Source organism: Enhygromyxa salina, assembly GCF_002994635.1.
Classification (GTDB): Bacteria; Myxococcota_A; Polyangia; order Nannocystales; family Nannocystaceae; genus Plesiocystis; species Plesiocystis salina_B.
Genome location: NZ_PVNL01000030.1, coordinates 51,457 through 68,277, shown reverse-complemented (window position 1 = coordinate 68,277; position 16,821 = coordinate 51,457). Strand labels below are relative to the sequence as shown.

2 protein-coding genes and 1 pseudogene are annotated in these 16,821 nt (G+C 71.8%); 2 read left to right on the top strand and 1 reads right to left on the bottom strand.

Annotated features, from left to right (window positions below; translation table 11 throughout):
- Nucleotides 1–6: 6 nt before the first annotated feature.
- Nucleotides 7–4,902: pseudogene (locus tag ENSA7_RS05325) on the top strand (type I polyketide synthase); the annotation flags it as partial.
- A gap of 39 nt (nucleotides 4,903–4,941) precedes the next feature.
- Nucleotides 4,942–16,353: a type I polyketide synthase gene (locus ENSA7_RS05320; protein WP_106088105.1), complete on the top strand. Its 11,412-nt coding sequence runs from the start codon at nucleotides 4,942–4,944 to the stop codon at nucleotides 16,351–16,353.
- On the opposite strand, the gene ENSA7_RS05315 is transcribed toward ENSA7_RS05320, so the two are convergent.
- Complete coding sequence (locus ENSA7_RS05315; protein ID WP_146157359.1) at nucleotides 16,343–16,783, bottom strand: hypothetical protein; 441 nt, start codon at nucleotides 16,781–16,783, stop codon at nucleotides 16,343–16,345. The genes ENSA7_RS05320 and ENSA7_RS05315 overlap by 11 nt on opposite strands.
- Nucleotides 16,784–16,821: the final 38 nt, after the last annotated feature.

Sequence of the window (16,821 nt, the reverse complement as noted above, 5' to 3'; positions counted from 1 at the left end):
GACGACCAAAAGAAGCTTCGCAGCTACCTCGAGCGGGCCACGGCGGCCCTCAAGCAGACCAAGCGGCGACTCGACGAGGTCGAGTCGCGGCAGCGCGAGCCGATTGCGATCATCGGGATGGGCTGCCGCTACCCCGGCGGCGTCGGGAGCCCCGCGCAGCTGTGGGAGCTCGTCGCCAGTGGACACGACGCGATCTCCGAGCTGCCGGTCGATCGCGGGTGGGACACGGGGGCGCTCTACGACCCGGACCCCGACAACCCCGGCACGTCTGTCTCCAAGCACGGCGGCTTTTTGCATGACGCGGCGCTGTTCGATCCGAGCTTCTTCGAGATCAGCCCGCGCGAGGCCCCAGCGATCAGCCCGCAGCAGCGCATGCTGCTGGAGGTCTCGTGGGAGACGCTCGAGCACGCGAGAATTCTGCCGAGCTCCCTGCACGGCAGCCAGACCGGTGTGTTCGTCGGTCTGATGTACTACGACTACGGCGCTCACCTGGTCACCAACCCGGCCGCCCTGTCCGGCTACACCTGGATCGGCAGCTCGGGCAGCGTCAGCTCGGGTCGGATCTCGTACACGCTGGGGCTGCAGGGTCCCTCGATCACCGTCGACACCGCCTGCAGCTCTTCGCTGGTCGCGGTGCATCTCGCGTGTCAGTCGCTCCGCGCGGGCGAGTGCTCGATCGCGCTCGCGGGCGGCGCGACGGTGATGGCCACGCCGACGATCTTCGTCGAGTTCTCGCGCCAGCGCGGGCTCGCGCTCGACGGCCGCTGCAAGGCGTTCTCCGCCAGCGCCGACGGCGTGGGCTGGGGCGAGGGCGTCGGCATGCTCGCGCTCGAGCGGCTGTCCGACGCGCAGGCCAACGGCCACCCGATCCTCGCGGTGATCCCTGGATCCGCGATCAATCAAGACGGGCGCAGCCAGGGCCTGACCGCGCCCAACGGGCCGTCGCAGCAGCGCGTGATCAAGGCCGCGCTCGAGTCCGCCGCGCTCGCGCCCAACGACATCGACGTGATCGAGGCCCACGGGACCGGGACCCGGCTCGGCGATCCGATTGAAGCCCACGCGCTGCTCGCTGCGTACGGGCGCGAGCGCGACCCCGACCAGCCCCTGTGGCTGGGCTCGATCAAGTCGAACATCGGCCATACCCAGGCCGCGGCCGGAGCCGCCGGGATCATCAAGATGGCGCTCGCCATGCAGCACGAGCAGCTGCCGCGAACCCTGCACGCGGACGCGCCGTCGCCCGAGGTCGACTGGTCCGACGACAAGATCCGCCTGCTGCAAGCCCCCGTCGCCTGGGCCCGGGGTGACCGACAGCGACGCGCGGCCGTGTCCTCGTTCGGCATCTCGGGCACCAACTCCCACGTCATCGTGCAAGAGGGTCCGGCAACGGCGACACCGCCCGACCGCGAGACGCCGAACGACGCCCACACGCCGCTGCTCGTGTCGGCCAAGAGCCTCGCGTCGCTGCGCCTGCAGGCCGGGCGCCTGCGCGACCACCTCCTGGCCCACCCGGACCTGGCCCTGACCGACGTCGCGTTCTCGCTGATCACCACGCGCACGCAATTCAACCACCGCGCCGTGGTCGTCGGTCGAGATCGCGCGGGCGCGATCGAGGCCCTGCAGGCGCTCGCCGACGGTCGGCCGGACCCGCGCTACATCGAGGGGGTCGCCGCGGTCGAGGGCAAGCTGGTGTTCGTGTTTCCGGGCCAGGGTTCGCAGTGGCCACAGATGGCCCGCGCGCTGCTGGCCGAGTCCGCCCCGTTCCGCGCCCAGATCGAGGCCTGCGCCGCCGCCTTGGACCCGCACACCCAGTGGTCGTTGCTCGCCGTGCTGCGCGGCGACGACGCTGCCCCGCCGCTGCAGCGGGTCGACGTCATCCAGCCGGTGTTGTTTGCGATGATGGTGAGCCTGGCCAGGCTCTGGGAGTCGCTCGGGGTCGTCCCCGACGCGGTGATCGGGCACAGCCAGGGCGAGATCGCGGCCGCCCACATCGCGGGCGCGCTGACGCTTCAGCAGGCCGCCAAGCTCGTGGCCAGGCGCAGCCGCGTGCTGCTCGACATCGCGGGGACCGGCGCGATGGCGGTCGTCGCAATGGGCCCCGACGCGGTCCGCGAGCGCCTGGCCGCCTACGATGGCCGCCTGGATCTCGCGGTCGACAACGGGCCCAACGCCACGGTCGTGGCCGGGGACGCAGACTCGGTGACCGCGTTCGTCGAGGCGGCCTGGGCCGAGGGGGTGTTCGCGCGCCAGGTCGACGTCGACTACGCCTCGCACAGCGCTCACGTCGACCCGCTCGGACCCGAGCTCGCGCTCGCGCTCGAGGGTGTGGTCGCCAGCGCGTGCACGATCCCCATGATGTCCACGGTCACGGCCACGTGGGTCGACGGTGCCCAGCTGGATCACGACTACTGGCATCGGAACCTGCGCAACACCGTCTCGTTCGCGCGTGGCGTCGAGCAGCTGCTCGAGTCGGATCACCGCTTCTTCATCGAGATCGCGCCGCACCCCGTGCTCTCGGTCGCGCTCGCGTCCCTCGTCGACGACCACGCGGCGGTCATCCCGAGCTTGCGTCGCGACGACGGCGGCCTCGATCGCATGTTGCTCTCGCTCGGCAGCCTCTACGCGCGCGGCGTCGCCTACGACTGGACCCGGCTGCTCCGTGATCGCGCCCCGCGGACCGTCGACCTGCCCACCTACGCGTTCGACCATCAGCACTTTTGGATCGACGGTCCGCTCACCGCCGCGGTCGCACGCCCGAGCCCGAGCAGCGCGCTCGACTCGTCGTTTTGGTCGGCGGTCGAGCAGCGAGACGCGGCGTCGCTCGGGCAGCTGCTCGCGCTCGACGACGGCGGCGTCGCGGCCCTCGACGCGCTGCTGCCCTCGCTGCAGACCTGGCGACGCGACGGCGAGCGCCAGGCTGCCCTGTCATCGTGGCGCTACGAGGTGGTGTGGCGCGAGTCTCGGGCGCCCCGAGCGGGCCTGGCCGCGGGCACCTGGATCGTGCTCGCGCCCGCCAGCGACGACCCGATCCCCAGCGCGCTGGTCCGCGCGCTCACCCAGGCCAGCGGCTCCGCCGAGCTCATCGTCGTCGATCCCGGCGCCACCCAGGCACAGCTCGTCAGCCAGCTGCGCGACCGCAGCCCCAGCCCCGGCCCCAACCCCGGCCCCAACCAGGGTTTCGCGGGCGTCGTCTCGCTGCTCGGCCTCGACGAATCCCCCTATTCCAACGCACCCGCGATCCCGACCGGCACCGCCCACACGCTCGCGCTGGTCCAGGCGCTGATCGCCGAGTCGATCGACGCCCCGCTGTGGCTCGTGACCCGAGCCGCCGTCGCGGCGGCGAACCAGGCCGTGCTCGCGCCGACCCAGGCGATGGTCTGGGGGCTCGGGCGGGTCATCGCGCTGGAGCGACCGGGCGCCTGGGGCGGACTAATCGATCTTCCTGACGCGGGTGAGGCCGACGCCCAGGCGCGGGCGCTCGTCGGCATGTTCGCCCGCGGCGACGGCGAGGATCAGCTCGCGCTGCGCGGTGGTCGAGTCTACGTCCCCCGACTGGTCCACGCGCCAGCGGCCCCGGCCGCGAGCTTCGTGGCCCGCGGCACCGCGTTGGTCACGGGCGGCACCGGGGCGATCGGATCCCACACCGCCCGCTGGCTCGCGCGTGAGGGCGTCGAGCACCTGGTCTTGACCAGCCGCCGCGGCATGGACGCGCCCGGTGTCGAGCAGCTGTGCGCCGAGCTCGGCGAGCTCGGGCCCAAGGTCAGCGTCGTCGCCTGCGACACGGCAGACCGCGGCGCGATCGAGCGATTGCTCGCGCAGCTGCAGGCGAACGAGGCCCCGCTCAGGTCGGTGTTTCACGCCGCGGGCGTCGCGGGCGAGCTGACGGCGCTGGCCGACGTCACGCTCGAAGAATTCACCGCCGTGCTCGCGGGCAAGGCGTCCGGGTTTCGCGACCTGCACGAGCTCACCCGCGACCTCGAGCTCGACGCGTTCGTCGCCTACTCGTCGGTCTCGAGCGTGTGGGGCAGCGGTCAGCAAGCTGCGTACGCGACCGCGAACGCGTACCTCGACGCGCTCACGCTGCATCGATCGCACCTGGGCTTGCCGGCGACCTCCGTCGCGTGGGGTGCGTGGGCCGACGCGGGCATGGCGACGGGCAGCATGGGCGAGCACCTCGAGCGACGCGGGCTTCGCCCGATGGATCCGCAGCTCGCGATCTCGGGCCTGAGCCAGGTCATCGGCGGCCAGCCAGCGACCGTGATGATCGCCGACATGATCTGGGAACGCTTCGCCCCCACGTTCATGTCGAGTCGCCACCGCCCGTTGCTCGACGAGCTCACCGAGGTCCAGGCCACGCTCACCCCCGCAGCCGAGCCGTCCGAGCGCGAGCGCGACGAGCTGCTCGAGCAGCTGCGCGCGCTGCCCGACAGCGCCCGTGCGCGCCAGGTGCTCAGCCTCGTGCTCAGCACCGCCGCCGGCGTGCTTGGCTTCTCGGACGGCTCGTCCCTGGATCCACGCACCGGCTTCTCGGATCTCGGGCTCGACTCGCTGATGGCGGTGGAGCTGCGCGAGCGGCTCAAGCAAGCGACCGGCATCCCACTCCCCTCGACCCTCGCGTTCGACTACCCGACTCCCGAGCGGGTGACCGAGCTGCTGCTGAGCGAGCTCGCCGAGGCGATCGCCGGCCCGACCGCTGCCGCGCGCGACCACGCCGACGACGACGAGCTGTGGTCGGTGATCAGCCAGATTCCGCGCGAGTCGCTGCGTGAGTCGGGGCTCTACGAGCAGCTGGTGGCGCTGGCCAACGCGCAGCAACCTGCGCCCGCGCCGACAGCGGAAGACGACTTCGACGCGCTCGATGATGCTGACCTGCTCAGCGCAGCGCTCGACTTGCTCGACGTGTAGCGTGTCGCTGGTACGGCGTGGCGACGCCATCGATCTGAAATGTCCCAGCCCGACCCCAAAGAACTTCGCGCGACGCTGGTCCGCGCCATGCGGGAGATCGAGCGATTGCGCAAGCAAGTCGCCGCGCTCGAGTCCGCTGGTGTCCCCATTGCGATCGTCGGTGTCGGCCTGCGTCTGCCCGGAGGGATCTGCGATCTGACCGGGCTGTGGCGCGCGCTCGAAGCCCAGCTCGACGCCATTGGCCCGATCCCTGCGGACCGGTGGAAGCTCGACGACTTCTACGATCCAGACACCGAGGCCGCGGGCAAGAGCTACGCCCGTGAGGGTGGGTTCGTCACCAACATCGATCGCTTCGATCCGGGCTTCTTCGGCATCAGCCCACGCGAGGCCAAGTCGATCGATCCCCAGCATCGGCTGCTGCTCGAGACCGCCTGGGAGGCGCTCGAGCACGCGGGCATCGTCCCTGGTTCGCTGGCGGGTACGCGCACGGGTGTGTTCGTGGGGATCGGCGCGAGCGACTACGGGTCGCTGATGCGCGACGCCGTCGACGGCGACGGCTACGCGATCATGGGCAGCCACGTCTCGTTTGCGCCGGGCCGGATCGCGTTTCACCTGGGCCTGCAGGGTCCCTCGATCGCGCTCGACACGGCCTGCTCGTCATCGCTCGTCGCGCTGCACCTCGCGTGCGCCTCGCTGCGCGCACGAGAGTCGACGATCGCGCTCGCGTGTGGTGCCGCGGCCATGACGGACCCGCACACCTTCGTGCAGCTCTCGCGGACCCGCGCGCTGGCGCCCGACGGGCGGTCCAAGGCCTTCTCGGATCGCGCAGATGGCTACGGGCGGGGCGAGGGCGCGATCGTCTTGGTCCTCGAGCGGCTCTCGGACGCGGTCGCGTCGGGCCGCGAGGTGCTCGCCGTGATCCGCGGCAGCGCGGTCAACCACGACGGGGCCAGCAGCGGGCTCACGGCGCCGAACGGCCTCGCCCAGCAAGCGGTCATTCGTGCGGCGCTCAGCGACGCCAACCTCGAGCCCAACGAGATCGACTATGTCGAGTGCCACGGGACCGGGACCATCCTCGGCGATCCGATCGAGGTCGGCGCGCTGGCAGCCGTGCATGCCAAGGGTCGCACGAACGATCGACCGCTGCTGCTCGGCACCGTCAAGTCGAACCTCGGCCACCTCGAGGCCGCCTCGGGGCTCGCGGGCGTCGCCAAGCTCATCGCCTGTCTGCGCCACGCCAAGCTGCCCGCGAGCCTCCACGCGCTCCCGCTGAACCGCCACATCGAGTGGGAGTCGCTGCCGCTCGCGGTCGTGACCGAGTCGGTGAGCTGGTCCGCCCAGGCCCAGGCGCCGCGCCGCGCCGCGGTCTCGAGCTTTGGGCTGTCCGGCACCAACGCCCACGTCATCCTCGAGGGCCCGCCACCGCCGCCAGCGCCACGCGCACGCGCGCACGCGGTCGCGTCCCCCGTGCCCTTGCTGCTCTCGGCCCGCTCGCAGCCAGCGTTGCGCCACCAAGCCCAGCAGCTGCTCGCACACTTGCGAGCTGAACGCGCGAGCGCTGCGCTCGGCGACGTCGCGTACTCGTTGGCGACGACGCGCTCGCATCTCGAGCATCGCGTGGCGTTCGTGAGCGCCGATCTCGAGGGCGCCCTCGCCACGCTCGAGTCGATCGCTGCTGATGGTGGTTCGCGGGCACCGATCGGCGATCGCGTACGCGCCCGGCCGCTGCTCGCCGTGATGTTCACCGGCCAGGGCTCCCAGCTACACGGCATGGGTGGCGCGCTGATCGACGCCTATCCAGTGTTTCGTGACGCCTTCGAAGCCTGCGCGAAGCTGTTCGACGCCCAGCTCGAGCACGACCTGCGCGCGGTCGTCCGGGGCGACGAGCCTCACGCCGAGCTCCTCGATCAGACCGCGTACACCCAGCCCGCCTTGTTCGCGCTCGAGGTCGCGCTGTTTCGCTTGTTCGAGTCATGGGGCCTGACGCCCGACCTCGTGCTCGGTCACTCGATCGGTGAGCTCGCGGCCGCCCACGTCGCGGGGGTCGTGTCGCTCGAGCACGCGTGTGCGCTGGTCGCCGCGCGCGGGCGGCTGATGCAGGCGCTGCCGTCGGGCGGCGTGATGATCTCGATCGAGGCCAGCGAGGCCGAGGTCCGCGAGCAGCTCGGGCGCCGGCCCGGCGCGGTCGACATCGCCGGGATCAACGGCCCGCGGTCCACGGTCATCGCGGGCGACGACGCGGCCGCGCGGGCCGTCGCCGCCGAGTTCGAGCAGCTCGGGCGCGCGGTCAAGCACCTGACCGTCAGCCACGCCTTCCACTCGCAGCACATGGACGCCATGCTCGCGCCGCTCGAGGCCGTCGCGGCGGGGCTCGAGCTGCGGCCCCCCACCCTCGAGCTCGTCTCCAACGTCACCGGTCGGCTCGCGACCCCGGCGCAGCTGAGCTCGGCCAAGTACTGGGCCGATCACGCCCGTCGCGAGGTCCGGTTCTTCGACGCGATCAGGACGCTCGAGACCCTGGGCACCACCGTGGTGCTCGAGCTGGGTCCGCGCGGGGTGCTGACCTCGATGGCGGCTGGCTGCCTGGCGCCCGACGCCGCCAAGCCGATGACCCTGATCGCCTCGCTGCGCGGGGACCGGCCGGCGATCGAGGCGCTCGCGTCGAGCGTCGCGGAGCTGCACTGCCACGGCATCGCGCTGAACTGGAGCGCCTACTACGAAGGCCGCGGCTGCCGTCGCGTGCCGCTGCCGACCTACGCGTTTGCGCGCGAGCGACACTGGCTCGACGCCCGGCCGCCGCGCGCTGGCGTTGGATCGTCAGGCCGACATCCGCTGTCCGGCGTTCGCGTCGAGCTGCCCGACGACGGCGCGATTCACAATGTCGAGCTCGGGCCCGCCGTCCAGCGCTACCTCGCGGACCATCGGGTGTTCGAGACGATCGTGGTCCCAGGCGCGTTCTATCTGGCGATCATGCTCGCGATCGGCGAGAGCTGCTGGCCCGGGCGGGCGATCGAGCTGCGCGACGTCGAGTTCGTCCGCGCGCTCGGGTTCGAGGGCCCCGACGACCGCGTGAGCCTCCACGTTCGCCTGACGCCGGTCGAGCGTGATCAACTGGCAGCCAGCCTGCACTCGCGCGACAGCGAGGGCGTGTGGACAACCCACGCCAACGCGATCCTGCGTGCGATCGAACCACCGCAGCTCGAGCCGAGCCTGGATCTCGACAGCCTCGAGTGGTCCGCGGACCAGGCCGACTTCGCCCAGATGCTCCAGACGATGCAGATCGACTGGGGCCCGAGCTGGTGGTGGTTGACGCAGACCAGCGCGACAACCGACGCGACGGTCGTGGGTCGGCTCGTCGCGCCCGATCAGGCCCAGATCCAAGACGCGCCGATCCCCGGCGGGCTGATCGACAATGCCTTCGCGCTGGTGTTCTGGACGCCTGGCTTCGTCTACGACACGACCCCGCGCTTGCCGTTCGCGGTCCGCCGCATGGTCTGGTCCGGCGCCCCGACACAGCCGCACTACGCCGCGCTGACGGCCGTCGAGAACGCGCTCGAGCAGACCACCTCCAACATCGGCTTGTTCGATGATCGGGGCCGGCCGCTGGCCGTGATCGAGGGCTTCGTCACCCGCAGCGCGCCGCCCGAGCGGTTCTTGGCCCGTCGGCCGGTGCGCGACCTGTACACGGTCGACCATGAGCGGGTCGCCGCGCCCGGACCCCGGGCTGCGACCTGGACTCGCCTCGGCGCGCCGATCGACGGCCTGCCTGGGCCCGCAGCCCAGTTTGACGATGTCGAGGCGCTGCAGCTGGCGCGGGCCGAGGCCGGACTCGAGCTGGGGCTGACGCTGTCGCTGTGTGACCCCAACGCCACCGCGCTCGAGCTCACGCTCACGACGCTGGCCATGCTGCGGACGTGGCTGCGGTCGACGCAGCTCGCCGGGCACCGCCTCGTCGTGATCACGCGCCAGGCGATCGCGGCCAAGCCCGGCGATCCGGTCGAGCACCCGGCCCAGGCGAGCGTGTGGGGGTTGCTGCGCACCGCTCAGACCGAGCATCCAGAGTTCTCGCTCACGGTCGTCGACGTCGACGAGGACCCACGCTCGACCGCGGCCCTGTTGTCCGTCCCCGACCGGCCGCAGCTGCTGATCCGCGGCGGCGAGTACCTCGAGCCGAAGCTCGCCGCCGCGAGCCTCGGCCGCGAGCCGCTCGCCAACCCACTGTCGGCGCTCGCGGGCACTGTCTTGATCACGGGCGTCACCGGGGCGCTGGGCTCGATCGTCGCTCGCCACCTCGTGCACGAGCACGGCGTCCGCCACCTCCTCGGGCTGTCGCGCGCGGGCGCGCGCTCCCCCGGCGCGACCGAGCTGTGCACCGAGCTCGCGCTGGCGGGCGCCGAGCTCCGGATCCTGGCCTGCGATGTCGGCGACCGCGAGGCGCTCGAGCACGCGCTCGCCACCGTCGCGCCCGCGCAGCCGCTGGTCGCCGTCATGCACATCGCGGGTGCGCTCGACGACGCCGTCATCGAGGATCTCCGGGTCGAGCAGGTCGAGCGGGTGTTCGCGGCCAAGGTCGACGGCGCGCGCCACCTCGACGAGCTGACTCGCGCGCGCCCACTCCAGGCGTTCGTCCTGTTCTCGTCGTACTCGGGGATCATCGGCACCGCTGGCCAGGCCAACTACGCCGCCGCCAACACCTACCTCGACTCGCTCGCGGCCCAGCGGCGCGGCCTCGGCCTGCCGGCGACGAGCCTCGCGTGGGGACCCTGGGCCGAGGGTGGCATGGCCGCGCGGCTCGGTGAGCGCGACCGCGGGCGGATGCGGCGTCAGGGGGTCGAGCCGTTCTCGTCGGCCGACGCGCTGGCCCTGCTCGACGCCGCCGTGCGCCATGACGCGAGCGTGTGCGTGCCCGTTCGGCTCGACCTCGCCGCGCTCGCGGCCGCCGACGCTGAGCCACCGTCGATCCTTCGCGGGCTGGCACCGCGCCCGCCAACCAGCTCCAGCCCAGCCCCGTCGCTGCCCGCGTCGCTCGCCCAGCTCGACGCGACGCGCAGGGACGCGGCCACGCTCGCGCTCGTGCTCGACGCCACCGTCGCGGTGCTCGGGCTCGCTGGCGCGTCCGAGCTCGATCCCGAGCAGCCCCTCAGCGAGCTGGGCCTGGACTCGCTGATGGCGATCGAGCTGCGCAACCGGCTGCAGCGCGCGACCCAGCTCCGGCTGCCCTCGACCCTGCTGTTCGATCACCCGACCCCCGCGAGCCTCCGCGACCGACTCCTGACCGAGCTCAGCGAAGTCGCCGCGACGGTGCCTGCGGCCGCGGCCCGGTCTTCGACTCAGCGGCCGCACACCGACGACGACGACGCGATTGCGATCGTTGGCATGGCCTGCCGGTTCCCCGGCGGCGTGCAGGATCCCGAGCAGCTGTGGGCGCTGTTGCAGGACGGCCGCAACGCCACCGGACCGATGCCCAGCAACCGCGGCTGGGATCTCGACGCGCTCCACGACCCCGATCCGCGGGCGCCCGGCAAGTCGGTGACCCAGCGCGGCGGCTTCCTGCACGACGCCGCCGACTTCGACCCGCTGTTCTTTGGGATCAGCCCGCGAGAGGCCGAGGCGATCGATCCCCAGCAGCGGTTGCTGCTCGAGACCTCATGGGAGGCGATGGAGGACGCCGGGATCCGGCCAGCGAAGCTGCGCGGCAGCAACACCGGCGTGTTCGTCGGGATCATGTACAACGACTACGGCGGCCGCTTCATCAATGATCCAGCCGCCCTGACCGGCCACGTCGCGCTGGGCAGCGCCGCCAGCGTCGCGTCGGGTCGGCTGGCGTATGTGTTCGGCCTCGAGGGGCCCGCGCTCGCCGTCGACACCGCCTGCAGCTCGTCGCTGGTGTCCACGCATCTGGCCGCCCGAGCCCTGCGCGAGCGCGAGTGCGACCTCGCGCTCGCAAGCGGCGTCGCGGTGATGGCCACCCCCGGCTCGTTCATCGAGTTCAGTCGCCAGGGCGCGCTGGCGCGAGACGGCCGCTGCAAGGCGTTCGGAGCCGCCGCCGACGGGGTCGGCTGGGCCGAGGGTGCGGGCGTGCTGATCCTCGAGCGGCTCGCCGACGCCCGCGCCAACGGCCACACCGTCCACGCGATCATCCGCGGCTCGGCGATCAATCAAGATGGCCGAAGCCAGGGCTTGACCGCGCCGAACGGCCCGGCCCAGCAACGCGTGATCGAAGCCGCGCTCGCGGCCGCCCAGCTCTCCCCGTTGGACGTCGACGCGATCGAGGCCCACGGCACGGGCACGGTCCTCGGCGACCCGATCGAGGCCCAGGCCCTGCAGGCGGTGTACGGGCGCGGCCGCCCGAGCGACGCGCCGCTGTGGCTCGGCTCGATCAAGTCCAACCTCGGCCACACCCAGGCCGCCGCAGGGATCGCCGGGATCATCAAGATCGTCCTGGCGATGCGCCACCAACAGCTGCCGCGGACCTTGTTCGCGGCGCCGGCCAGCCCCCACGTCGACTGGTCGAGCTCGCTGGCCCTGCTCCACGAGCCTCGGCCGTGGACCCGCGAGGGCCGACCTCGCCGGGCCGCGGTCTCGTCGTTTGGGATCTCGGGCACCAACGCGCACGTGATCCTCGAGGACGTCGACGCGCCGGTCGCTGACGAAGCACCGAGCTCGGCGCCGAGCGTCGTGGTGATCTCGGGCAAGACCGATCGCGCGCTTCGGGCTCAGGCCCGCAGCTTGCGGCGCTGGCTCGAGCGACACGAGGCGGCCTCGCTGACCGACATGGCGAGCGGGCTGGCGATCGCTCGAACTCAGTTTGCGCACCGCGCTGCGTTCGTGGCGACCACCCGCGAGCGCGCGCTGTCCGAGCTCGAGCGGCTCGGCGACGATCGCCCGGACCACACGACCGCGCTCGGCGTCGTCGCCCACCGACCCACGCTCGCGTTCATGTTCACCGGTCAGGGCGCGCAGTGGCTGGGCATGGGCCGCGAGCTGTTCGAGCGACAGCCGGTCTATCGGGCCGCGTTCTCGCAGGTCGCGGCCCACCTCGATCCGCAGCTCGAGCGTCCGCTTGGCTCGATCGTGTTCGCGGAGCCGGGCTCGGCGACCGCCGCGTACCTCGACCAGACTCGGTTCACGCAGCCGGCCCTGTTCGCGGTCGAGGTCGCGCTCTACCGCCTGCTCGAGTCGTGGGGGATCACCCCCCAGCTGGTGATCGGTCACTCGATCGGCGAGCTCGCGGCCGCCCACGTCGCGGGCATCCTCTCGCTCGCCCACGCCTGTCAGCTCGTCGCCGCGCGCGGTCGCTCGATGCAGGCGCTGCCGACCGGCGGCGCGATGGTGGCGATCGCCGCGAGCGAGTCCGAGGTTCAGGCCGAGATCGACCGACAGCTCGCGACCGTCGACATCGCCGGGATCAACGGACCCGCCTCCACCGTGGTGTCCGGCCCGGCCCAGGCGACGTCCGCGATCGCCGAGCACTTCGAGGCCCTCGGTCACCGGGTCCGACGGCTCGAGGTCAGCCACGCGTTTCACTCGCGACTGATGGACCCGATGCTCGACGAATTTCGGCGCGTGGCCGAGTCGATCGAGTACGCCGCGCCCCAGCTCGCCGTGATCTCGAGCCTGACCGGAGCGCTCGCCGATCCAGACCAGCTTCGCGACCCGGCGTACTGGGTCCGACAGGTCCGGGATCCCGTCCGCTTCCACGACGGGGTCCTCGCGCTCGCGCACGAGGGCGCCAATGTCCTGCTCGAGATCGGACCGCACGCCGTGCTCTCGGCGATGGCGCGGGACTGTCTCGCAGCTGACTCGCCCGTGTCCGTCACAGCCTCGCTGCGGCGCGATCGAAGCGACGCCAAGTGTCTGGCCGAGACCCTCGCGCAGCTGCACTGCCGCGGCGTCGAGGTCGACTGGCTGCCCTACGTTGGGCGCGGCCAGGCCCGGCTCGCGGCGCCCCTGCCGACCTATGCGTTCCAGCGCAGCCGCTACTGGATGAGCCCGCCGCCCCCGCCCAAGCCGGAGCCGGCCGCGGGCTCGCTCGAGCGCTCGCTGTGGTCCGAGATCGAGCGCGGTGACGTGGGGCGACTCGCCAAGCTCGCGGGCGTCGAGCCGGCGGTGATCGACGACTCGTGGCTGGCGGCGATGCATCGGCTTCGCGCCCACGCGGAGCGCCGCGCCACCCTCGACAGCTGGCGCTATGTCGAGCGCTGGATCCCCGCGCGCGATCACGTGGGTCCGAACGCCCCCGCCGCGTGCGTGTTCATCATCCCCACGGGGCTGGAGCTCGAGCTGCCTGTCGGCGCCCGCACGCTCACCCTCGAACGCACGAGCTCGCGCGAGCAGCTGGCCACACAGCTGCGCGAGCTCGCGGCGCAGCGACCGATCGACAATTGGGTCTCGATCCTGGCGCTGGACTCGACGCCCAGCGACCACCACTGCGCGCTCACGCTGACGCTGATGCACGCCCTGTGTGACCTGGGGGACGCGCCAGAGACCGCCAGCGCCAAGCTCTGCGTCATCACCCGCGGGGCGGTCTCGACTCGCCCAACCGACGAGCCGGTCGACCCCACGCAGTCGATGATCTGGGGCCTGTCCCGCAGCTTCGCGCTGGAGTACCCGGGCCGCTGGGGAGGTCTCGTCGATCTACCGCTCGAGCCCAGCCACGAAGACGCGCGCTGGATCGACGCCGGCCTCGCGCTCGCGGGTGAAGACCAAGTCGCGGTCCGCGACGGCGCGCTGATCGTGCGCCGCCTCGCGCGGGTCACCGCGAACTCGGGTGCGCCCGAGCTCGAGCTCCCCCGCGTCGCGCTGGTGACAGGCGGCACCGGGGCACTCGGCGCTCAGACTGCCCGCTGGCTGGCCCACGCCGGGACGCCACACCTGATCCTGACCAGCCGCAGCGGAGATCGAGCTGCAGGCGCGACCCAGCTGCGCAGCGAGCTCGAAGCCCTGGGCGCCCGTGTCACGATCGCCCGCTGCGACGTCGCCAACGCCGACGCGCTCGCCCAGCTGCTCGCCCAGCTCGCCAGCGACGGGGCCAGCCCCGACGCGATCTTCCACGTCGCGGGGATCTCTGGCGAGCCAGGCCCGCTCGCGGAGCTCGACCACGCCGCGTTCGCCGAGGTCGCGGCCGGCAAGGTCGTGGGCGCGCGCAACCTCCACGAGCAGACCCTCGCGCTGCCGATCCGAACCTTCGTCTTGTTCGGCTCGATCGCGGGGGTCTGGGGAGCCGCCCAGCAAGCCGCCTACTCGGCCGCCAACGCCTACCTCGAGGGGCTCGCCCGGCATCGGACCGCGAGCGGACTCGCGGCGACCTGCGTGGGCTGGGGTTCATGGGCTGGCGGCGGCATGGCGGAAGGCAGCGCCGGGGAGGCGCTCGATCGCCTGGGCGTCCGCGCCATGGATCCCGAGGTCGCCCTCGCCGGGCTGGCGCTGAGCCTCGCCGAAGGCCACAGCGCCGTCGTCATCGCCGACATCGACTGGAGCGTGCTCGCGCCGCTGTTCGCCATGCATGGGCCAAGGCCGCTGTTCGACGCGATCGACGAGGCCCGGCGAGCGACCATGAAGCTGCCGAGCGCCCAGGATCTGCGGCGCGCGCTCGAGCAGCTGTCCCCGGCACAGCTTCACGCCGCCGGGCTGCTGGATCAGCTCATGGAGATCGCGGGACCCGGGCTCGAACTGGCGTCAGCGTCGACCGCGAGCTCGCCACCGCCGCGACTCACCCACGCACAGATCATCCCCGCGATCATCGACGCCGCCCGCCAAGTCCTGCGCGTGCCCGCCGAGGTGCTCGATCCTGGCACGGGGCTCACCGCCCTCGGCCTCGACTCGTTGATGGCCCTCGAGCTGCGGACCCTGCTCGACAGCAAGGGCATCTCGATCCCGATCGCCGAGCTGCTGCGCGGGCGCAGCGTGGCCGAGCTCGCCGCGATCGTGACCGACGCCAGCCCCACCTCGCCGGACGTCACCCCGGCCCCGCCGGTCGGCGCCTGGATCAGCGTCGACACGCCGCGGCCCGACGCCCAGCTGCGCCTGGTCTGCTTCCCCTACGCGGCCGGCGGACCGGCGGTATTCGCCGAGTGGCCAGCGCTGCTCGGCGAGGACGTCGAGGTCTGCGTCGCGCACCTGCCCGGACGCGGCTCGCGGCTCGACGAGCCGCCGCTGCGCTCGATCGACGCGTTCGCCCAGCCGCTCGTCGAGGCGATGGTCCCCCTGTGCGACAAGCCGCTGGCCCTGTTTGGCCACTGCATGGGGTCCGTGCTCATGTTCGAGGTCGCCGCTCGGCTCGAGCGCGAGCACGGGGCCAGCTTCGTCCGCGTGTTTGCTTCGGGCTCGGCCCCCCCTGGGTCCTATCAGTCGCCGCTGCTGCACTTGCTCGACGAGGCCCAGCTGATGGAGGCGCTGGGCGTGATCGGCTTCACCAACGCCAGCGCGCTGCTCGAAGACCGCGAGCTGCGAACCTTGCTGCTGCCCATGCTGCGCGGCGACTTCGAGGCGGTCGCCGACTACAGCACCAAGTACGAGGCGCTCACGCCGATCTCCAGCCCGATCACCGTGATCGCAGCGCTGCGCGACGCGTTCGTGGCCCCGCGCTTCATCCCTCGCTGGGCCCGGTACACGACCGACACCACGACCTTGAACCTGATCGACGAGAACCACTATTTCGTCGAGAGCGATCGAGCGGCCGTGGTCGAGTTGGTTCAGGCCGAGCTGTTCGGCGGCCAGCGATCGAGTGCGCGCATTCGCATGATCCCCACGGACGAGTGGGCATCGAGCATTCGGGATCGCCCCACCCCCAGCCCGGCCGCGAGTCCCGTCGTCTGGCGTCGTCCGCCCAGCGAAAACACCACCGCCACCCTCGTGCTGCTGCCCGACATCTGGGGTACGTCGTTTCCGCTCGACAACCCCGACGCCGTCGACCCCCGGTGGAGCCTCTGCGAGGTGCGGTATCCCGACGGCGGCGACTCGGCCGAGGTCTTCCTCGACCAGCTCCTCACATGGTTCGGCGACGCCGTCGGGCACCCGGCCGTGCTGCTGGGTCATGGGTTCGGCGGTATCTGTGCAGCCGAGCTCGCGGCCCGCTTCGGGGATCGGGTCGACGCGCTCTACATCGCCAACGCGATCCCGCCAGGCGACTACGGGCTCCCGTTCGCCGACCTCCTGAGCGACGACGCGCTGCTGCGGTTGCTCGCGCTCGCCGGGCACCCGAGCTCGACCCCCGCCGCCCTGCCGCGGATCCGCGCCGGAGTCCAGCTAGGCTCGAGCTACCCGGTCGAGCGCCGCGTGCTCGTGGCTTGCCCGATCACCGTGCTACGCGGCCGGCGGAGCATCTTGTTCTCGTTCCACACCGCCGCGCACTGGTCACACGCGACGACTGGCGTCGTGCGCTTCGTCGATCACGACGGTGACCAGTTCACGGCGCTCGACGCCGAGCTGCTGCCCCGGCTCAGGATTTGAGTTCCCAGCTCGGCACAAACCCCGCGGGGTCGATGCTGGGGGGCTGGCAGCCCGAGTCCTGAAACAGTTGGTTGGCCGTGCGGATCGCGTCCGCGTACGACGCGACAAACGAGACGCGCTGGGTGTCGCCCTTGATCCACAGGATCGCTGTCACGGCGCCGCGCATGACGGGCTTTGTGACGACGATATATCGCCATGCGAATCCCACATCCTCGGTATCGCGACTCGCATAGTCACCGATCATCTTTCGAATGGTCGGCTTTGGAATGCCCCACTCGTCGATGTCTTTGACGACGATATGGATCATGCCGTTCTCGTGGGCGAACGCAGACGCTGCTTTTCGCCACTTGTAGTAGGCGTGTACGTAGGCCTCGCTCGGATCGCCCTTCTTCTTGATGAAGGTGAGCGGGAAGTACCGCAGGTCGAGCACCCCGTGACCGTCGCCGCTACCCCTGATGACCTCGACGT